Genomic DNA, 20211 nt, shown 5'->3' on the forward strand with positions numbered 1-20211 from the left:
ATAGCATTAGCCAAGTTGGTTAGGACATCCGTAGCAAAATACTTGAACTCTGTCCCCTGTCACCTGCTATATCCGACTCCTGAATTCTGATCCCGAAGTACTTAATTAATTACCATGTAATCCCGCAATCTTGGCCAGCGCATCCTTAACATTTGCAGGTAGCTGGCGCATAATCTTACCTCTTTCTCTATCCAGTGCGACTAAAGTGACTTTCGCGGTGACATACAATTGCTGTCCATCAACAGAGACAATTGCATAATCCCAGTTAATCCGCACACCAGTGACTTCCGTCATCCGAGTTTTGACAATAGCCTGCATACCCAATTGAATAGAACGGTGATAGCGTATTGAAATTTCTACCACTGGTAAATCACAGCCTAGTGCTACTAAATCAGCAAATTCAATCCCGATAGAGCGCAAACACTCTACCCGTGCTTCTTCCATCCAAGTTAAATAAGTACCATGCCAGACAATACCTGCATAGTCAGTATGATGGGGTTGTACTCTAATCGGATATTCAAACCAACTCTCAAACGCACGACTCTCGGTAACTTCAATAGCATCGGTTGGTGGTAGTGCTGGGTTTGGTTGTGATTCAGACATTTTCCAGTTTGTGACTAACTATGGTTTTCCACCTCTGGAATATCACAAAAATGAGACATATATGCCACAGAACTGCCAAAATCATCCTGCGATCGCATGTCATAATTTAAATCACAGTCAGCCACAATATCTCTCCGTTGCCTGATCCTAATATCACAGATGTAGCAACCAACAATTAAATGTTTTTAAATGTCACACAGAACAATGACATCACCAATATTTCTTGCTTGGTCAATTCCCAATCTTTTTCAATCAATATCGCAGATGCACAAAATCTAAAAACTTGTTTCTATATTCAGTTCACAGAAACAAAACGTTTCACAACCTAGCCATTCACCAATCTATTGAAGGTAATGGTGAATAGGTAATGGGGGATGAAAAACCCTGCCACAATTACCAATTACCAATTACCAGTGAGCCATTGTTAATGAGCAATTTATTCTCAGAGTTTGTTTGAAAATAACCCATCAGATCCAGAAATCCTTAACTCTTCTTGGCTAAGGTCTTACCACTTGCATAAGCTGGTACAGATTGCTTTACAAGATTGGCCAGTTCCTGTAACTGGTTAATTGCTTCTGCTCCTTCTAATTTCATTAATTCACGGTCATCCCGCATTTCTGTCCAAGTAATCCCATAATCCGATACCAAAAATCGAATCAGATGGTTATTTCCCAGGCTCACCATAAACGAAGCACTATTCATCTGGTCGCCACAGGTATAACAAGACGCAGGATAACCACGTCGTTCTAGTACAATTGCCAAGGCTTGTAGGTTCATTACCAAGTCTTGAACGAATTGACGATGTTGATGTGCTAATCTCAGAAACACGTTTGTCCTCCAGACACCACAGTCATTTTAATCACTTTTATATTTTTTTTTAGATTTTCTTACCCACTGGTATTGTAAACTATCCATTACAATTCCCGGTTATATTTGCAGTAGTTAATTAACTACATAGCTTAGGGTATGAGATAACTGTTCAGTTTGCCGTATCAAACTATTCAGTTTGCAAGTTTAATCTTTCAGACAGAACTTTAAAAAATTATTGTTTCTTCATATACTTCTGTCATCGAAGATGTTAGCTTACAGCGATCCGCTTTAAGAGTAACCTAAATTTGGTACTAGTCAACCACAGAAAAGCTACGGATATCGCGTTTACTAGCTATGTGTAGCCTAACCCATGAAGAGCAGAAGCTTGAGTCTCCTTTAACGTTCTTTACGCCTTTGTTTGGCTTGTCAACTGAGAGTATCTTTAACTCTCAGTTTGGTATGACTCAAGGGTTAGGTAATAAATTTTGAGACCTCCTAAATAAATATATGGAGTTTGGTAGAAAAACTTGCAGAGGTGAGATGCTGAGTAACAGGAATATGAATAGCTTGACAGAAAATTTTGATACAAAAAGTGTTCTGAGTCACTAAGATAATTTTTTTACCCAACTATCTCTAGATACAAACCAGAGAATAACTAAACTGAGAATAGGTATGTTGCCAATTCGCCAGTTATAGCAGGAGGCAGGAGGCAGGGGAAAATGTCTTATTTTCCTGGCATTCAAGCTTTCCAATTGTCCTAACACATCTGAATACCGCTACATAACTTTGATGGCAGAGAATAGACAACAGGTTTGGCAAGATTGAGATTGCAATTCCCAATCCACAACCTCAAGCGGGATAAGATGCAATAAATGATTAAGTATACTTATACTCCCCGAATAAGGAGTGCTGATTTTTCCAGAAATTTCTGTTAATTCATCATATTTTAGAGTTAGGGTTTGTCACTCTAACGATAGTTAGAGATTAATGCAACAAACACATGTACAACTTGAGCAAAATTTTATGTTGAAGTGCGATCACCCTAATTTAATTGATTGCCCCAATGTAATTACTGATTCTCGCTCCCACAAAGGTTCACGCTTAAGAACCGTTTCATCCAGCACCACAACATCAGGATGACGAACTGTAACAGCCTCAGCAAAAGGGTAAATTAGACAAGGGCGAGGAATAAGCCAAGGCAGTTTTTCTGTAACTAAGTAACTGCCAATTTGGGTTGCAAGTTTGCCACTCACCGTTTCGTGTGGGCCAGTCGGTTCCATATCAATTCACTATCCAGGAAGTTGCTTTTTCAAAGCTTCTAAGCCAGCCCAACGGCTATCAACAGGCCTTTCTGGCTTCTCATCCACACTGGCTAAAATACCTGGACAATTCAAATCACACAACTGCCGCTGAGGCATTTCTAAGCACATCTGCTCATATAGCCATTCACTAGGAAAAAAATATCCATTGGGCGACAAGGTTTCTACCAAGTCTTCCATAGCTACTTCTCTTTCTAGAGGCAAGTCTTGTGGTTGATTAGCTGCCTCATCCAACCAAATAATTTCTTTCGTCTTCACCGCTAAACGGTGATTATACTGCTGCAAACATCGGTTACAAGTACAGGTAATAATTGTTTCTGCCTGACCAGACACTTCTAGGTAATTGCCGTGATGCTGTACACGAATACGACCTCGAATTGGTGTTAATGTTTCTAGTCCAGGCAGAAACTCTTGAACCTGAATTTCCTCTGTCCGCTCCGGTGCTTTAGTGAGCTGCGGAATAAAAATTGCGTCCATAGGATTTGTGAGATATCCTCACTAAAATTTATGATCCAAATCAGCAATTTTGCTGATACTACATCTTTATTTTAGCTCTTTGTACAGTCACAACTGTTGGCTGGGTGAGCTTTCATAACTCCATAGCCGGACGCACAACCAAATTCCGATGTGGCTCTTTGCCACGGCTGAAGGTTTCTAAATCAGAAAATTCCTTCAAAAAAGTGTGGATTTGCCGCCGTTCAGCTGAACTGAGAGATTTAATTTCCACTTCTCGCCCAAAATTCCGCACTTCATCAGCTGCGGCTTCAGCTAAAGCGCGAATTTCCGCTTGTCTTTTCACCCGATAACCATTCAACTCAATGGTATAGGATGCTTGTTCTTCTGGTGTTTGGTTCAAGTTCAGGACGGAATTAGCTAAATACTGAACTGCGTCCAAAACGGAACCATCAGCACCAATCAGAACTTTGATTTGCGTTGGGGTTAAGTTAGTTTCGTCAATTGTCAACCAGTAATTATCTGGTTCTGGGGCATCATCATCATCGTGAGGCTGGGCTAATTCTATATTGCCTCGAATCTCCGCAGAGACCCCAGTGAGTTCCAGCAGTGATTTTAACCACTGCTGACCTCGCTGCATGGAACTGTTAGTCATCTATCAACCTGTAGGCTTCTTCTTAGAACTTTTTGGTTCAAAAGGTAATGCTTTTTGTTCTGCTACTGCTGCTTCTTTCTCTTGGATGGCTACAATTTTTTGCAGTTCCTCTGGTAAGGGTTCACGAGAGAGAATGTAAGTTTGCAGAGTTTGGAAAATATTACCAATTACCATATACATCAGCACCCCAGCAGGTAAGGGGAAGAACAAAAACATCCCAGAAAAGATGACTGGAGTGATTTTGTTAACTGTATCTTGTTGGGGGTTGCCACCACTGGAATTCTGCCCGGAAAGGATTTGGCTGACGTAGAGACTAATCCCAAAGAAAATGACCATCGCCACAATATCCCAGTGGATGGTACCGTCGGGATCAATTGCGCCAACTCTACCCAAGGCATCAATGAATAAAAATCCTTTATCGGCTGCTAGTCCAGGAATTGTGCCTTGCAGTGTCACATCTCCAGGTTGTAAGGCTTCAATATTACCTTCTGCATCGATTTTGATTCTTTCTTCGCCTTTGGTGATTTTCCATTCGGGTGTAAGTTTGGTTTCTGGATGTTCTGCCAATAAAACATCAAAAGGCTTACCTTCTAAAGTCTGATATTGGATTTTGGTTTTTTCTCCTACGGCTAGTTTGCTACCGCCAGGCAGAATAGCAGTTACTTTATGGTGTTCCCCATCAGCAACGTAGATGTTTTGTGGGGAAGTAGCAAAGGCTTGTGGTTGAATTCGTTCGATTTGTTCAGATGGCAAGATTTGCAGGTTGACGGAGTAATTTACGCCTGCAAATGGTGATCCCCGTAAAGTGGCAAACAAAGCTAACAATACAGGCATTTGCAACAGTAATGGTAAACATCCTGCTAAGGGGTTGCCGAACTCCTTTTGGACGTTCATCATTTCTTCTTGTTGCTTTTGCGGATCATCTTTATAGCGTTCTTTGATTTCTTGCATCCGCTTTTGCATGAGAGGCTGCACAATTCGCATCCGCCGCATATTGCGGATTGAACCAGCACTCAGGGGATAAAGCGCAAAGCGGACTATCAATGTCAAGGCCACGATCGCCAATCCATAGCTCGGCAAAATGCTATAGAAAAAGTCTATGATTGGCAACATGACGTTGTTTGAGAGGAAGCCGATACCAAAGTCCATTATTCTGAATTCAACCTGAGGTACTGTAAATTTAACTGAATCTAATTTATCTAAATCGTGATTCGGCTGCGACTATCTCTCGCTACGGATAGCCGCACCAGGGCAAAATTTGGGAGTGGGGAGTCGGGAGTGGTATGCAGTTTTTAATATGTGGGAAGTTTTGAATTTTTTTATTTTATACAGAACTCCCTACTCCCTACTACGCCAGTCGCTTCAACGGAGGAAACCTCCGCACGGTGCTGGCTCCCCTACTCCCTATCTCTTATTGAGCCGCGCTGTAAGTGGGATTTTTGGCAGCGATTTTTTCGTTGATGTAGTCATAGACTTCACGGAAATTGGGAACTGCCCGCATTTCTAAGCGACTGCCATTTCTGAGGGTGACTACCATATCTCCCCAAATGCCAACACCACGGGGAACTTTGACGATTTTGACAATTTCTGAGTAAATAATGTCAGTGCGATCGCGTCCCATCCAACCGCCAGTCACCGAAATCCGCCTGTCTGTGATGCGATAGCGCAGCCACAATGCTCTGACAATCGCTCCAACTGTTAAGGGAATACCTACAACAGTCAGTCCAATCAGCAAGTTGAGAATTAAGTCCCCAATGTGAGGCCCGCCTTCATAATAAATTTCTTCACGAATGCCCATTTAATACCTCAGCTTGTGCCAACAACTGCTCTAATTCTTGCAGAAATTGTTGGCTTCCGCACTTAGATTCTGCTGTTGTTGGTTTTACCACAAATACCAACCGCCATCCTGGAGATAATTTTGGCAACAACTGATGCAAGGCTGCTGCCATTTGTCGTTTAATGCGGTTACGCACGACAGCCTTTTTACTGACTTTCGTGCTGATCGATATCCCAATTTTTGTACTATCAACTTTTTTTGGTATCAGTTGCTAGTTTAGTTGTAGCGGCAGCATCCCCAGCAGATTCTGGAGTAGCTTTTGGTTTTAAAGCTCTCAAGGTGAAATGAGAGCTTTGTCGCCGAATTCCTTCTCGGAAAACTGCCTGAAAATCTTTGCGAGATTTTAGTCGATTCGCCTTGGGCAAAGCCACAGCCCCTCTAGTTGCTGAAAATGCTCTAAACGCTCAGACGATAACGTCCTCTTTTTCTCCTAGCTCTGATGACGTTTCTGCCGTCTGGTGTTCTCATTCTGGCACGAAAACCGGAGGTTCTTTTTCTCTTACGGCAAGTACCACGCAGGGTTCTTTTCATACTGCTGTCCTCTAAGGCGATTCTTATAAAAAGTCACAATCTATAATCTTACCACTGCTTTTAGTCAAGAGTCAAAAGTCTATCTTGCCCCTTCCGGGAGGGAACAGGGAATAGGGAACCGTATATTGGTCTAAAGCCTCGCTTCTCGTGAGTGGCTTCCCTGTTACCTTGTAAAGTTGGGAATTAACTTGAGACCTAGGTGATACTCAAAATCCAAGTTCCTATGTAGCGTAATAGTGGGGTATCGCCTGGGGAAAGAATTTGACAGTTGAAATAGTAAACCCCACCAAATGAAGGATTCTGGACATTAGATAAAACTACGTCCACAGGGCGGCCTGCGGGGACTGGTTCTTCGGGAAAGATTTCGATGATGCGGCCTTCTTTATCCCATTTCACTTCCGAAATTGGTACTTTTTTCCCTCTAACTCTGACTTCTACTTTCTTGGGATCAAAACTGCCTTTGTAGTAGTTGGGGTAGGTAATGGCAAATTGCGCCACTGCCAATTTCATTTTTTGTTGAGGAATTTTGAGGATGTACCTATCTGTACTGTTAGTTTGTCCGCCAAAATCCAAGCGGAAAGGTAGCTGATTTTCGGCTTTGACACCGCTAAATAATGTGAATCCAGGTAAGCTTTGTGCAGAGACTTGAGTAGTCAATCCTGTTAAAAGGCAGCTAGTTACAGCTAAAGCAGAAAGAATTGCGACTTGTGGCTTGCGTATCAACCGATGACTGAAAAGTGAACGTTGCATATTTAGGCTCCTCTAGCAGATATAACCTGTTTATGTAAATACTCTCGTTGAGTATTCGTAACTAAACTTTACTACCGAATTCTTGACAATGGACGATTACCGAACATAAAAAGTGCCATATTTTCAGCGTCAGAGAGACTAGAGCCTAGTGATTAGTATTGTTACTCAGCACTTTCAACTCATTACTCAGAACTAGAAAAATGTGTAGATGTTGCTAAATATGTACAAGTGTATATAACTTTTGCGGAGTTTGTTATAAAAATTGAGCTATAAAATTAGCGATCGCCATGAAGATTGGGCTAGATTAATAAAAATAAGTTGTCAGCAATCGAAGAGTAATCTTTAAAAATACATCAAATTATTAAGCTTTAAAAATTTCAAGTAGATTCCACTATGTAATTAAGGCAAAATTTTGCAATCTGGAAAATAACCTAAAGACTAAAGATGTAAACTGGGGAATCAACATAGCATTAGCAATATGTAAACATATAGGTCAATATCAGCAAGTTTGACCTGTATAAAAGCAAAATCCGGCTTTAGCCTGAGAACTAATAGTAGGAAAGATAAAGTTCAAGGTTCAATCTACAAATTCAAGCGATCGCTGGCAATAATTGCAGCTTCACTATGAGTAAAAGACATCCCGAAATTGGGAGAGTTGCAGGTTTTGCAGAGATGTAAGTATTTATCTCTAGGAGATTTCATGAGAATAGCCGTTGCTAAAGAAATAGAAGTTTGCGAACGTCGTGTGGCATTAAATCCTGAAACTGTGGCGCGACTTGTCAAACAAGGTTTAGAAGTATGGATAGAAAAAGGTGCAGGGGAGCGTTCATTTTTTAGTGATGCTGCATATCAAGCCGCAGGTGCAGAAATTATTAGTGATACTGCTCAATTGTGGAACCAAGCAGATGTTTTATTAAAAGTTAGTCCACCCCAAGAGCGAGAAGATGGCCGCTCAGAAATTGATTTATTGCGAGAAGGATCAGTTTTAATTAGCTTTCTCAATCCTTTAGGAAATCCGGTAGTTGCCCAACAGTTAGCTAACCGGAAAGTTACAGCCTTGAGTATGGAATTGATCCCCAGAACGACCAGGGCGCAAAGTATGGATGCTTTGTCTTCCCAAGCTTCCTTAGCTGGTTACAAATCTGTATTAATCGCCGCCGCCGCCTTACCAAAATATTTCCCGATGCTGACAACAGCAGCAGGGACAATTGCCCCAGCTAAAGTATTTATTATGGGTGCAGGTGTAGCTGGACTACAAGCGATCGCCACCGCCAGACGTTTGGGTGCAGTTGTGGAAGCATTTGATATTCGTCCCGCGGTGAAAGAAGAAGTCCAAAGCTTAGGCGCAAAATTTGTGGAAGTCAAACTCGACGAAGAAACCACAGCCGCAGGTGGTTACGCCAAAGAAATCTCCGAAGCCAGCAAACAACGGACTCAAGAAGTTTTAACTGAACATATCAAAAATGCTGATGTAGTAATTACTACCGCCCAAGTCCCTGGGAGAAAAGCGCCACTACTCGTTACAGAAGAAATGGTGGCACAAATGAAACCAGGTTCCGTCATCGTCGATTTAGCCGCAGAACAAGGTGGTAACTGCGCCTGCACCGATCCCGGTAAAGATATTGTCTGGAATGGCGTAACCATTATTGGGCCGATTAATCTCCCCTCATCTATGCCAGTTCACGCCAGCCAATTGTATTCCAAGAACCTCACATCTTTGTTGCAACTATTAATTAACAAAGAAAAAGCTTTGCAGATTAACTTTGCCGACGACATCATTGATGCGGCTTGCATTACCCACGCAGGCGAAATCCGCAATCAACGTGTCAAGGATGGGCTGCAAACTATCAATACTCAACAACCTGCTGTTAATTAGGGAATGGGGATTAGGGAGTGGGGAGTAGGGAATGGAAACTAGTTTTTCTCATCGACATCTAGCCTCTAGAGCGTGTTTTTAAACTCTGCGATCCCCCCAACCCCCCTTAAAAAGGGGGGCTAAGAGTTTCTCAAAGTCCCCCTTTTTAAGGGGGATTTAGGGGGATCTAAAAAAATAGCTTGAAAACAGTCCCTAACCTCTACCCCCTAACCCCTCATATAAGGAGTTTTAAACATGACAGATGCGTTACTTGCGGCATTGTTTGTCTTTGTGTTGGCATCATTTATTGGCTTTGAAGTCATTAACAAAGTTCCGCCAACCCTACACACGCCTTTAATGTCTGGTTCCAATGCGATTTCTGGCATTGCGGTATTAGGGGCGATAGTAGCGTCTGGTGCCAAAGAGACAAGTGTTTCGGTAATTCTCGGTTTGGTTGCAGTGGTACTCGCCACAGTCAACGTTGTGGGTGGTTTTCTCGTCACCGACAGAATGCTGCAAATGTTCAAGAAAAAGGAGATTAAGGCGTGAGTGACTTTTTACCGACTGGAATTCAGCTGACGTACTTAGTCGCTGCATCCTTATTCATCTTTGGTTTGAAAAAGCTGGGTTCTCCTGCTACTGCCCGGAATGGAAATGTTATTGCGGCGGTGGGGATGCTGCTGGCAATTGTGGCAACAATGCTGGATCAGCACGTACTGAATTATGAAATGATTTTGTTAGGCTTGGCGATCGGTTCTGGTATTGGTGCGATCGCAGCCTACAAAGTCCAAATGACCGAAATGCCCCAAATGGTGGGTTTACTCAACGGCTTAGGCGGTGCAGCTTCCGCCCTAGTCGCTGTCGCCGAATTTTGGCGTTTACTAGAACACTCCCAACCCATCCCTTTAGATGTCAACATTTCCATGTTGTTGGATGTGTTAATTGGTGGTGTCACCTTCACAGGCAGTTTTCTCGCCTTCGCTAAATTACAAGGTTTAATTAGCGGTTCCCCCATTACCTTTCCCTTCCAGCAACCATTTAACTTGTTGTTGCTTGGTGCTTATATAGCAGGTAGCGCCTATTTAATCGTCACACCAGATAGCCTACCCGTATTCTTAGCAGTTACAACTGTTTCCTTAATATTAGGTGTGATGTTCGTCATCCCCATTGGTGGTGGCGATATGCCCGTGGTGATTTCCCTGTTAAACTCCTTATCGGGGATCGCTGCATCGGCGGCGGGGTTTGTGGTGATGAACAATATGTTAATCATCGCTGGTGCCTTGGTGGGTGCTTCTGGTATCATCCTCACCGAGATTATGTGTAAAGCCATGAACCGTTCTCTGTTCAGCGTGCTGTTCAGTGCTTTTGGTTCCGGTGGCGGTGCTGCTGGTGCGGCGGCGGCTGGTGCAACAGATCAAACCGTCCGCAGTATTGATCCCGAAGAAGGCGCAATGATGTTGGGTTATGCCCGGAACGTGGTAATTGTTCCTGGTTACGGTATGGCAGTTGCCCAAGCACAACACAGCGTCAGAGAATTGGCAGATCAACTAGAACGTATGGGTGTTGATGTAAAGTATGCCATTCACCCTGTAGCTGGGAGAATGCCAGGACACATGAACGTGTTATTGGCAGAGGCGAATGTGCCTTACACCCAGTTGTACGATATGGAAGATATCAATCCCCAATTTGAACAAGCCGATGTGGCGTTAGTCATTGGGGCGAATGATGTAGTCAACCCAGCCGCGCGTAGTGATACCGCTAGTCCAATTTACGGTATGCCAATTTTAGAAGTAGATCGGGCAAAACATACTATTGTGATTAAGCGCGGGATGAGTGCTGGTTTTGCTGGTGTAGATAATGAGTTGTTCTACAAAGATAAAACCACAATGTTATTTGGTAGCGCGAAAGATATGGTGGCGAAGTTAGTTTCGGAAGTGAAGCAACTTTAAACGAACCGCCAAGACGCAGAGAGCGCGGAGTAAAGAATTTAAAGAGTTGGCTTGCCTTGGAGGTGTGATGCTTCTGAGGCAAGTTTTTTAGTCAAATGCTATCTTATAATACAGATATACTATACAAAGAGGTTTAAAATGAACCAACAAAAATCTTCGCTATTTGGCACAAATTTACGAACTTCTCTATTGGGTACAAAGTTTTGGTCTACACCGACAGAACTAGATATGGAAACTCTAACAAGAAGTAAAGAGTTAGACCAAGAGTATCAAAGGGTTTTACGCGAATATAATAATGCACGACTACTTTATTACAATGCACTGCAAATTGCTACTCATAGAGTGAGAAATACTTTTAACCAATAACAGTGAAAGCTTCTGATTCATTTATCTTCAGGAGAGCCTTACAACTAGTTGATATCAAAAAACAAAAGTGATCGCTTTCTTAAAATCACAACTACCTACACTCGATTGTTCCTCTTACTTCGCGCCCTTTGCGCTCTTTGTGGTTCGTTAAAAAAAAGTGATCGCGCCTATTAGCTACGTTGCATTTAGATCCAGCACGGATGCAGTTAATTTCTGGGTTTATTGACAGTTATTTACGGCTAAATACTCAGGAAAACGAAATATTCCAGGCGGAAATTGCCCAATTTGAACCAACTCAACAAGAGGTAGTTATGCAAATAGTCACTAGTTGGATGGAGGAAGGAATACAACAAGGGCTGCAACAAGGAGAATTGAAAGTAATTCAGCGTCAATTAACAAGACGCATTGGTGTAATGACTCCTGAATTACAAGAACAACTGCGGAGATTATCTGTAACTCAGTTAGAGGATTTAGCAGAAGCTTTACTGGATTTCTCTGATGAAGCTGATTTAGTAGCTTGGTTGCAACAGCAATAAGATGTTTATTTTAGCAGGCGATCGCTCTCTTCTTCCTTCCTCTGTGGTAGCCTGGGGCAAGTTGCTTTACATCTATGATAAAAAAAGTATCAAAAATTCAGGAATGAGCTTGCTTGGAAGTGTATGACACTGTGAAGCAGGCTTTTTTTTGTTAGTAGGCAGTCATACTAGCAGTAAAAGATTATTTTTGTGTTATCGGGGCTACAAATGCACTGGCAAAAGTATCAGTCAGAGGTAGAAAGAGTAGTTGCTTCCCTGGGCAGCAAACCACAGAATGTACTAGTGTTCTATGGGCAAGACGGGATTGGTAAGAAAGAATTATGTGATTCGATATTTAAATCGCTAAAGTCTCAGCATTTATGTGCTTTGTTAGATGGGGTGGAAATTGGGCAGTCTATTGTAGATTCTTTAGCAAAAGCGGTATTAAGATTGCGGCAGGATTTTAACCAAGCCAAGGCTAACTTCACTTGTTTTGACTTGGCTTATTTGCATTATTTGAACCGTGTTGATCATAACCCGCCACAAAATGCGGCTGAATTTTCTCGCCGGATGAATGTTACAGAAATCGGGGGTAATTTGGCAGAGTTGATTAACTCTATCCTCTCGGAACTGGAAAAACAGCCCATCCCGATTATTCAACCTTTGACGAAATTAGCTTGGCTGTGCATGACGCTATCTAATCCCGAAATGTGGGAATGGTATAAGCGCAGCAAGTGTCGAGAACGGTTGGAACAGTTGACAAATTATGTGAGAAGCCGTGAGATATTACAGCAATTGCCGTTATTTTTATTGGCAGATTTAGGAGAATATCTCAAACATCCTGATATTCAGAAAGCCAAACAAAAAGCGGTGATTTTGATAGATACTTATCAAGATTTGGCTGATGATTCGGGACGATGTAAGTGGCTAGATGAGTTAATCGCGCAGTCGAATCCTCATGTGTTGTGGGTAATTTTTTCCAAGCGTGCGCTTAATTTCACGGAAAACACTCATAATATTCCTATCCTCCCATTAACTGCGGCAGAATCTCAAGTTTTACTACAGCAATCTGGCGTTAATGATGAAGAAATTCGCCAAATTATCATCCAAGCTGCTGGTGGTATTCCCTTTTATTTGCAGTTAGGCATCGAGACTTGGCAAAAGATTAGTCAAAAGCGCCCACCACAACCGCAAGACTTTGCCCAGAATTTGACTGAAGTTTTACGCCAGCAGGATGCAGCGTGGGAAATGGATGAACGGCGGATGTGGCAAGTTTTATCTCACTGTCGGACTTGGGATGCAGCTTTGTTTACCAAGTTAATGGTACAGTTTCAACTTGATAGCTGGCAGCATCGCCTTTCACAAGTCACCGCATCACCCTACGTTGAAGAAGTAACTTCTGGGGTATGGCGTTTGCATCCCTTAATGCAGCAACATCTACAGGAAAACCAGTCAGAAGATTTAGGCAAATTAGTAAATAGCTGGTTGTTTGAGCATTATCAAGCAGAGTACCAACAACCAGACTTACAAATCACCGCACTCACAGCCGCACTGACTCATGGTTTGCACAGCCAGCAACCAGAAAAAGCAATCACTTGGTTTTTAGAGCAAGTACGGGTGCAACAGCAACAGGGGAGACATCAAGCTGTGATCCCCGTGCTGCAATTTTTCCTGACAAGTAGACAAAATATCGATATTTCCACAGCTTTAGCTTCGACTTACTTGGGTAAAGCTCTCATCGTTGCGGGTGAATACGACTCCGCCTTGACTGCTTTAGAAACAGCGCGGAATCAATGGCAAGCTCTACAATTAGATGACAGCCTTGAGGCGGCGACTGTTGAGTTGGAATTAGCAGGTGTTTACTTAAAACTAGAGCGGATTTTTGATGCTAACAAAGCTTGCCAAAAAGCGTTAAATCTCCGCATCGCTCAACTGGATGCAAACTCTCCCGCCGTGGCTGAGGTATTAAATTGTCAAGCTGAAATCGCCGCCAGTCAGGGAAATTATCGTGAGGCTGTGAACTTGAGTGAACGCGGTTTGCAAATTCTCCAGTCTCATCCAGATACCCAACCCCTGCAACTAGCTCAACTCAAGTACACGGCTGCTTGGTTAAACGATTACAACAATAATTTGGATGCAGCAGAAAAGTTGTGTCAAGAGGCGTTAGCAATTGTCATCGCTGCTGCAAGTGACGAGCATCCCCTAGCCATATCGTGTCAGGCGATGCTAGGAGATATTTACCAAAGAATGGGACAACATAAATATCGCCAAGCTTTAACACAGTATCAGTTAGCTCTTGATATTGCAGAACTCAGCCTTGGTTTTAGCCATCCCAAAACTTTGCAACTGCTGCAAGCTCTGGTTAGCCTTTGCCGCAAAATGGGCGACTATAAAGCTGCGGATGAATTCGCGGAACGGTATAGCACTCATTTACAACTGGCTAATTTTGAAGAAACTGCTGAAACAGCCCGACGATTAAACAACATTAGCTACACGCTTCACGAAAAAGGTGAGTACGGCAAAGCCGAACCTCTGTTACAGCAAGCCCTGCAAATCAGAATGAAAGTGCTAGGAGCCGAACACCCCGATACTGCCAACAGTCTCAACAGCTTGGCAGTATTGTATAAATCTCAAGGAAGGTACGATGAAGCCGAACCTCTTTTCAAGCAAGCCCTACAAATCAAGATGAAAGTGCTAGGAGACAAACACCCTGATACTGCCAACAGTCTCAACAACTTGGCATTTTTGTACTATTCTCAAGGGCGGTACGATGAAGCCGAACCTCTGTATAACCAAGCTCTGCAAATCAAGATGAAAGTGCTGGGAGCCGAACACCCCGATACTGCCTTAACTTTCAACAACTTGGCATTGTTGTTCACATATAAAGGAAGGTACGATGAAGCCGAACCTCTGTATAACCAAGCCCTGCAAATCATGATAAAAGTACTGGGAGGCGAACACCCCGATACTGCCACCAGCCTCAACAACTTGGCAGGCTTGTACAAATCCCAAAGAATGTACGATGAAGCCGAACCTCTGTTAAAGCAAGCCCTGCAAATCAAGATGAAAGTGCTGGGAGACAAACACCCCGATACTGCCAACAGTCTCAACAACTTGGCAGGGTTGTACGAATCACAAGAAAGGTACGATGAAGCTGAATTTCTTTATAACCAAGCCCTGCAAATCATGATAAAAGTACTGGGGGCTGAACACCCACATACCAAAATAGTGCAAGAAAACCTTCAGCGCCTCCATAATAAAATGGCAGAATCATAAGCTGATACAAACACCAACTTGTGAGCTTTTACCCTACTGCCCACAGCTTAATTTATTAACAGCTAAACACCTAATTCTGCGTAGGTTGGGCTGAGTAACGAAACCAAACATTTATTAGGCTTTGTTGGTTTTGCGATCGCTCCAGCCAACCTACTATTATTTATAAGCAAACTAAGATTGCTTTCTTACGTCGTAATGACTGTAATTAATTTTGCGTAGTTACTCAGCATTCAAGTTGCGAACAACAAAAACAAAGCTGTTATACCCGTTTTCAAAGAAAATTTAGTTATGGTTAAACCTTGTTTACTCGTAAACGAGTCTTTGATACTCGCGCACGAGAATTTTTTACTAGTGAACGAGTCTTTGATACTCGCGCGAGAGTCTTAAATACTCGCTGATGAATCTTTGATACTCGCCGACGAGTCTGGAATACTCGCGGGAGAGTCTTTGATACTCGCCGACGAGTCTTAAACACTCATGAGAGAGTCTTAAATACTCGTGAGAGAGTCTTTGATACTCGCAGACGAGTCTTGAATACTCGTGAGAGAGTCTTAAATACTCGCGGATGAGTCTTAAACACTCGTAAATGAGGTATTAAACAATATCACTGTGAATACAATTTTAGTTTTGCTAGTTTTATAATTAACGTTCTTGTGGGATGGAAATTGCGGAAATTGTTGTGGAAAACTTGAAGCTATTATCTCTGAATAGTTTAAAAAAGAAAATTCCCAGGAATGAATTATGCAAATTCACAACAAGCAAATTCCGCAATGGATTCTGTCACCAATTTTAATGAGTTTAGTCATCTCAGGAACAGTTGCTTGCCAATTTCCAGTTAATTCTTCTGTAACTAATCAAGCGATCGCAAAACCAGTAGCTACATTAGCACAAACACCAGGAACTTACCGCAGCGATCGCTTTCGTTTTCGGTTTAGTTACTCCACCAAAGATTTTGTCATAGATAACAAAATATCAACTCCTAGAAATAATGTTGATGTGCCTCTCGCGGCTATTGATATCTGGACTAAACAACACGCCCAAAAAAATTCGCGCTGGAGCTTATGAAGGTGGTACAGAATATCCAGCCAATGTGCAAGTTACTGTATACAACAATCCCCGCAAATTCTCTTTGCAGCAGTGGGTAAAACAGAGTAACCAATTTTCCGTCACCCGCGACTTTAAATCTGCGAAAATTGCCGGACAAACAGGTGTAAAATTTCAATCTAGTGGTTTATACGAAAACGAAAACGTTGCTTTTATCAGTCCAAAAGATTCTCGAATTATTGTTGTGTCATTATCCAAAACTGGTAACAGCAATAATGATGCTCTTTACCGCCAAGCATATCAACAATTGGTGAACTCGTTCATGTTCCTGAAATAGAAAAAAATGGGTATGGAATAAGAAACAGCAGGGGAAAGGTGAATCCATTTTCCCCTGCTGTTAAAAAAGTCTGTGATTTAATTAATTACTAATAAGATTGAGTCGAATCATCCAAAGGCATTTGGTGTTGTAGCCAATCTTTGCCTACTTGAATGCTGACATCAGAATATAAACTACCAGTGCTTTCAACCCGAACTTCGCCAATTCCCAGAAGATCCCGAATTGATTCAGCACTACTGCCATCTCCTTGTTGAGCAACAATGTGAGTGACTTCTAATGGTTCATTCCACGGCTTGGCAATATAGACATTCCGATAACCAGCCCTTTCTAAAGCGCGAATTAAAGGCCGCAGGGCGGCGCGATCGCTTCCTGTGCTATCTTGAATGGCAACTCGCACAGAACTAGGATCAGTTACTTGTGGCTCAGTATTTTCAGTATTTGATTCTAAACCAAATTGTTTAGCCATGAGTTTGGCAATGCTATCTTTACTGGGTAACCAATAGCTGGCATCATACTCGCCTTTCTCGCTAAAGCGCCCTGGTAGCATTAACATCTCCATGTTGGAGCGATTAGTCCGCACACCAAAACCTAATAAAGCAACTAATTCTTCTACCGTTAAGTTAGTATCAATGTGTTCTTTGACAACATTCAGAATTTTAGGCATCTGTGCTAGAGTAGCAGGGTTGAGACTTTGGTCAGTCAAGGCACGGATGACCATTTGCTGGCGTTGAATCCGACCAATATCACCTAATTCATCATGACGAAAACGCAGTAATTGTAGTGCTTGCTCGCCGTTGAGATGTTGCTTGCCTGCTTTTAAATTAATATATAGATGTTGAGAATCATCTTGGTATTTCATATCTTTGGGAACATAAACTGTAACGCCACCCAAAGCATCAATGAGTTTAGCAACTCCCAAAACATTAATCCGAATGTAGCGGTCAATACCAACCCCGCCCAAGAGATTGCTGACGGTTTTGGCGGTTAAAGCCGGGCCGCCTTCCACATTAGCAGCATTAATTTTTCTTGTTCCATGCCCTTCGATTTCTGTGCGCGTATCTCTAGGAATCGAAAGCATGACTATTTTTTTGGTCTGGGGGTCAAATTTGACCAACAGCATGACATCCGAAAGACCATCAAAAGAGTTGACTTGGGGCAAGTAGCGGAGATTTTTGGTTTCTTCGGGAGGATTTTGGACATCGGGAGGTAGTACACTCATCCCCATGACTAAAAGATTCACCGGACGAGTTAATTCAGAAAAGCGCAATCCACCACCAGCGATCGCATCGCTGTCAAAGACGGCTTCTTCTTGGGGGCTGAGATCGGCTTGCTGTAACGGCGTGCTAGTTAAAGAAACCGCCAACAAAGCACCAGCCATTGCTGACACCATTGCAATGCCGCTCATACCGACCCAGAACCACAACCAACGTCCCGATTTAGGGGTTATTGACTTTCTGCCCTTCATATTGGGGGTTTTTGAGTGGTTTTCTTCCGCCGAAGTTCTTTGAATGGTCACAGACTTCCTCACACTTGCTGATTAAATTCGGTAAATTTGCACCCTTATCAGTATGCAAATAATCAACTCATAATAGTTAACTCTTAATTAACCATGTTGACTTTTCGCTATTATGTCAACCACAACACTTATAGCAGGATTTTTCTTTTTTGAGGCAAATCCTGATATGTTTTATTGAAGTATGACAACAATAAGTCAGTTTGACTAGATCCGCTAGGAAATAATTTGTAATTAGATAAAAATTCAGTAAAAATACCGTCTAGAGATTGACACAACAGCATCACGATAAATACTTGCCCAAGACTCGCTCGGCTAAGTAGCTCAACCCTGGTAAACGACTAGATTGACCGCGAATAATCCGAAAAATTAGCCAAATACTCACTAAAAAATAACCAGATGTCAGAAAGCTATTGAGTATTAATAAACGCAAGGCAAAAAATTCCGAAGATGCTGATCCAGTTGCTAATAGGAGATAAGCTAATAGCCAAGCAAATGTCATAGTAACAGACTGACGGCTAACTATTAGTTGTTCCCGACTTCCTTGACGACGGTAGAGAGTCCACAGAGATGGCAGCACCCCAATCACTGGGATGACATAAATCAGCAAATTGATTTGATTAAGGCGGGAGTTTTGACTAAAAATTTCAGGTGAAGTAGGCTGATTCCTTTCTTCTCTCCCGGAAGAATCATGAATTGATTCAAAATTTTCCATTTGGCTGAGTCTAATCCTAAACTAGAGGGATGAAAGACTGTAATGTAGTTAGAGATAATAGGCTTTAGAGAAAGATTTTATTTAGTTTTATCTCGCAAGCGGCTAAAGATGCAGACACGCAAGCTAATCGACTGGTGGCAGACCCTAACACCAATAGCGCGAATCGGAGCGATCGCTCTGTTCGCACCAGTGCTAGTCCTCAATGGGTGGGCGCTTTCGGCAATTTTTGATTATTTCCATTCTCTAATAGTTATTTTAGTCGGAGCCTCAGTACTGGCATTTCTCCTTAACTACCCTGTTAGCTGGATGGAACGCCACGGGGCAAAACGAGAGCAAGTTGCTGTGCTGGTGTTTTTATTAGCGTTATCAATTTTGTTAGCATTGGGCGTGACTCTGTTTCCCCTAGCCCTCACCCAAGCGCAACAACTGGTGGCTCGCATACCAGAGTTAATTGATTCTGGGCGATCGCAGTTAATGATGTTAAATGAGAAAGCAGAAGTTTTCGGCTTACCAATTAACCTTGATGCACTTGTAGTCCAAATCAATGATCGCGTCAAGGGGCAGTTACAAGCGATCGCCGGACAAGTCCTCAACTTGGCTGTTGTCACCTTCACCAGCTTGCTCGATTTTCTGCTGACAATGGTTTTGACTTTTTATCTTTTGCAGCATGGCGATGAACTCTGGCAAAGTTTAGTAGAATGGCTACCCACCAGATTTCGGGAACCTTTCTCCCAAACAGTCCGCCTCAGTTTCCAAAACTTTTTTATCACCCAGCTAATTTTATCTACCTGTATGGCATCCGCCTTAATTCCTGCCTTTTTATGGCTCAAGGTGCCGTTTGGGTTGTTATTCGGCTTGACGATTGGGATTATGGCGCTTGTCCCCTTTGGCGGTTCTGTGGGGATTATTCTCACGACTTCATTGGTGGCGTTGCAAGACTTTTGGATGGGAACCAGAGTACTACTCGCAGCCGTAATTGTGCAGCAAATTTTAGAAAATTTAATTGCGCCGCGTATATTAGGCAGTTTTACTGGCTTAAACCCAGTGTGGATACTAATTTCTGTCTTGACTGGTGCCAGAATTGGCGGATTGTTGGGTGTAATTGTCGCTGTACCTACGGCTGTGATTGTCAAAACTGCATTAGTCGCCCTCCGTCCTGGGAGGTTAACCAGTGAAACCGATGACACCACCGCAAAATGCGATAAATCAACCACCAGCGTAGCCGATGAATCACCCAAACCTGAAGTCAAAAACCCCCTGAGTTTTTCGGAACCGACCTTACCTTAATAATTAGGGTGGTTTCAAAGGGTAAATAAAATTTATGTATTTTTGTGATGGCGATCGCATGAGTGGGTGCGATCGCTTTTTAGTCAAATCTGGTGCAAGTGATTTTGCTTGAGCATTGTTCGCCCCTACGACCATCAAAATCTTTAATTTTGATGGGAGCTTGTACATACGAGTTGACGATATAAGTTGATGATTGACGATGATCTGGGTCAATCCGTCCTTACGAACTATGAATTAATAATTATGTGGTCAATCTTCTATTAACTATATAGTTTATTCGTTGGGAAATTTAGAACAATGAATTTGGTGACTATTCTCACTTTTAAGCATTAAGCAATTATTAAGTGAAGAACTTGTGTTTAATTTTCCCATATTGAATTGCTTATTACTAATTTC

At 42.4% G+C, this 20211-nt stretch carries 20 protein-coding genes and 2 pseudogenes; 9 read left to right on the forward strand and 13 right to left on the reverse strand.

Translation table 11 applies throughout. The features are described 5' to 3' along the window. Positions 1-105: 105 nt before the first annotated feature. The 10 genes and pseudogenes from ACX27_RS28685 to ACX27_RS28725 all read right to left on the reverse strand — a co-directional run bounded on the left by ACX27_RS28685 (position 106) and on the right by ACX27_RS28725 (position 6958). Complete coding sequence (locus ACX27_RS28685; protein ID WP_062297527.1) at positions 106-603, reverse strand: acyl-CoA thioesterase; 498 nt, start codon at positions 601-603, stop codon at positions 106-108. A 483-nt stretch (positions 604-1086) separates the two neighbouring features. Beyond that, positions 1087-1431, reverse strand: coding sequence for a DUF1815 family protein (locus ACX27_RS28690; protein ID WP_062297529.1), 345 nt, complete (start codon positions 1429-1431; stop codon positions 1087-1089). A gap of 1025 nt (positions 1432-2456) precedes the next feature. Beyond that, a pseudogene (locus ACX27_RS28695) lies at positions 2457-2699 on the reverse strand (Uma2 family endonuclease); the annotation flags it as partial. 3 nt (positions 2700-2702) lie between these two features. Then, complete coding sequence (locus ACX27_RS28700; RefSeq protein WP_062297530.1) at positions 2703-3209, reverse strand: YceD family protein; 507 nt, start codon at positions 3207-3209, stop codon at positions 2703-2705. Positions 3210-3321: 112 nt separating this feature from the next. Beyond that, positions 3322-3840 carry a Jag family protein gene (locus ACX27_RS28705; RefSeq protein WP_062297532.1) on the reverse strand — a complete coding sequence of 173 codons (519 nt, stop codon included), beginning with the start codon at positions 3838-3840 and terminating at the stop codon, positions 3322-3324. A 3-nt stretch (positions 3841-3843) separates the two neighbouring features. Beyond that, positions 3844-4989 carry a membrane protein insertase YidC gene (gene yidC, locus ACX27_RS28710; protein WP_062297534.1) on the reverse strand — a complete coding sequence of 382 codons (1146 nt, stop codon included), beginning with the start codon at positions 4987-4989 and terminating at the stop codon, positions 3844-3846. A gap of 262 nt (positions 4990-5251) precedes the next feature. Further along, the gene (locus ACX27_RS28715; protein WP_062297535.1) at positions 5252-5638 is read right to left on the reverse strand and encodes a PH domain-containing protein; all 387 of its coding nucleotides are present in this window, start codon (positions 5636-5638) and stop codon (positions 5252-5254) included. Next, positions 5625-6048 (reverse strand): annotated as a pseudogene (gene rnpA / locus ACX27_RS28720) (ribonuclease P protein component). Before rnpA ends, ACX27_RS28715 begins: the two are co-directional and overlap by 14 nt. Before the next feature lie 25 nt (positions 6049-6073). Then, positions 6074-6208: a 50S ribosomal protein L34 gene (rpmH, locus tag ACX27_RS31365; RefSeq protein ID WP_083468864.1), complete on the reverse strand. Its 135-nt coding sequence runs from the start codon at positions 6206-6208 to the stop codon at positions 6074-6076. Between the two features lie 195 nt (positions 6209-6403). After that, positions 6404-6958, reverse strand: coding sequence for a DUF2808 domain-containing protein (locus tag ACX27_RS28725; protein ID WP_062297537.1), 555 nt, complete (start codon positions 6956-6958; stop codon positions 6404-6406). Positions 6959-7658: 700 nt separating this feature from the next. Here ACX27_RS28725 and ACX27_RS28730 point away from each other — a divergent pair. The 8 genes from ACX27_RS28730 to ACX27_RS34545 all read left to right on the forward strand — a co-directional run bounded on the left by ACX27_RS28730 (position 7659) and on the right by ACX27_RS34545 (position 16300). After that, positions 7659-8834, forward strand: a complete 1176-nt coding sequence (locus ACX27_RS28730) for a Re/Si-specific NAD(P)(+) transhydrogenase subunit alpha (protein WP_062297539.1) — start codon at positions 7659-7661, stop codon at positions 8832-8834. Positions 8835-9068: 234 nt separating this feature from the next. Beyond that, positions 9069-9362, forward strand: coding sequence for an NAD(P) transhydrogenase subunit alpha part 2 (locus ACX27_RS28735; protein ID WP_062297541.1), 294 nt, complete (start codon positions 9069-9071; stop codon positions 9360-9362). Then, positions 9359-10762: an NAD(P)(+) transhydrogenase (Re/Si-specific) subunit beta gene (locus tag ACX27_RS28740; protein WP_062297542.1), complete on the forward strand. Its 1404-nt coding sequence runs from the start codon at positions 9359-9361 to the stop codon at positions 10760-10762. The genes ACX27_RS28735 and ACX27_RS28740 overlap by 4 nt, the downstream gene beginning before the upstream one ends. Before the next feature lie 138 nt (positions 10763-10900). Further along, positions 10901-11128 (forward strand): hypothetical protein, encoded by a 228-nt coding sequence (locus ACX27_RS28745; protein WP_062297544.1) that lies wholly within the window; start codon positions 10901-10903, stop codon positions 11126-11128. A gap of 179 nt (positions 11129-11307) precedes the next feature. Then, complete coding sequence (locus tag ACX27_RS28750; RefSeq protein ID WP_235526415.1) at positions 11308-11664, forward strand: DUF4351 domain-containing protein; 357 nt, start codon at positions 11308-11310, stop codon at positions 11662-11664. A gap of 207 nt (positions 11665-11871) precedes the next feature. Continuing rightward, positions 11872-14919, forward strand: a complete 3048-nt coding sequence (locus tag ACX27_RS28755; RefSeq protein WP_062297547.1) for a tetratricopeptide repeat protein — start codon at positions 11872-11874, stop codon at positions 14917-14919. A 741-nt stretch (positions 14920-15660) separates the two neighbouring features. Further along, positions 15661-15984, forward strand: coding sequence for a hypothetical protein (locus tag ACX27_RS34540; RefSeq protein ID WP_235526416.1), 324 nt, complete (start codon positions 15661-15663; stop codon positions 15982-15984). After that, a complete protein-coding gene (locus ACX27_RS34545) occupies positions 15932-16300 on the forward strand; it encodes a hypothetical protein (RefSeq protein WP_235526417.1) in 369 nt (122 codons plus the stop codon). The genes ACX27_RS34540 and ACX27_RS34545 overlap by 53 nt, the downstream gene beginning before the upstream one ends. Positions 16301-16388: 88 nt before the next feature. On the opposite strand, the gene ACX27_RS28765 is transcribed toward ACX27_RS34545, so the two are convergent. Beyond that, positions 16389-17816: an LCP family protein gene (locus ACX27_RS28765; protein ID WP_062297549.1), complete on the reverse strand. Its 1428-nt coding sequence runs from the start codon at positions 17814-17816 to the stop codon at positions 16389-16391. A 280-nt stretch (positions 17817-18096) separates the two neighbouring features. Next, positions 18097-18528 carry a hypothetical protein gene (locus tag ACX27_RS28770; RefSeq protein ID WP_062297550.1) on the reverse strand — a complete coding sequence of 144 codons (432 nt, stop codon included), beginning with the start codon at positions 18526-18528 and terminating at the stop codon, positions 18097-18099. 108 nt (positions 18529-18636) lie between these two features. Between ACX27_RS28770 and ACX27_RS28775 the strand changes: the two genes are divergently transcribed. Continuing rightward, a complete protein-coding gene (locus ACX27_RS28775) occupies positions 18637-19815 on the forward strand; it encodes an AI-2E family transporter (RefSeq protein WP_062297552.1) in 1179 nt (392 codons plus the stop codon). A 3-nt stretch (positions 19816-19818) separates the two neighbouring features. Here ACX27_RS28775 and ACX27_RS35045 read toward each other — a convergent pair whose 3' ends face one another. Then, positions 19819-19953 carry a hypothetical protein gene (locus ACX27_RS35045; protein ID WP_256364368.1) on the reverse strand — a complete coding sequence of 45 codons (135 nt, stop codon included), beginning with the start codon at positions 19951-19953 and terminating at the stop codon, positions 19819-19821. Positions 19954-20211: the final 258 nt, after the last annotated feature.

Source organism: Nostoc piscinale CENA21 (assembly GCF_001298445.1).
Lineage (GTDB): Bacteria > Cyanobacteriota > Cyanobacteriia > Cyanobacteriales > Nostocaceae > Nostoc_B > Nostoc_B piscinale_A.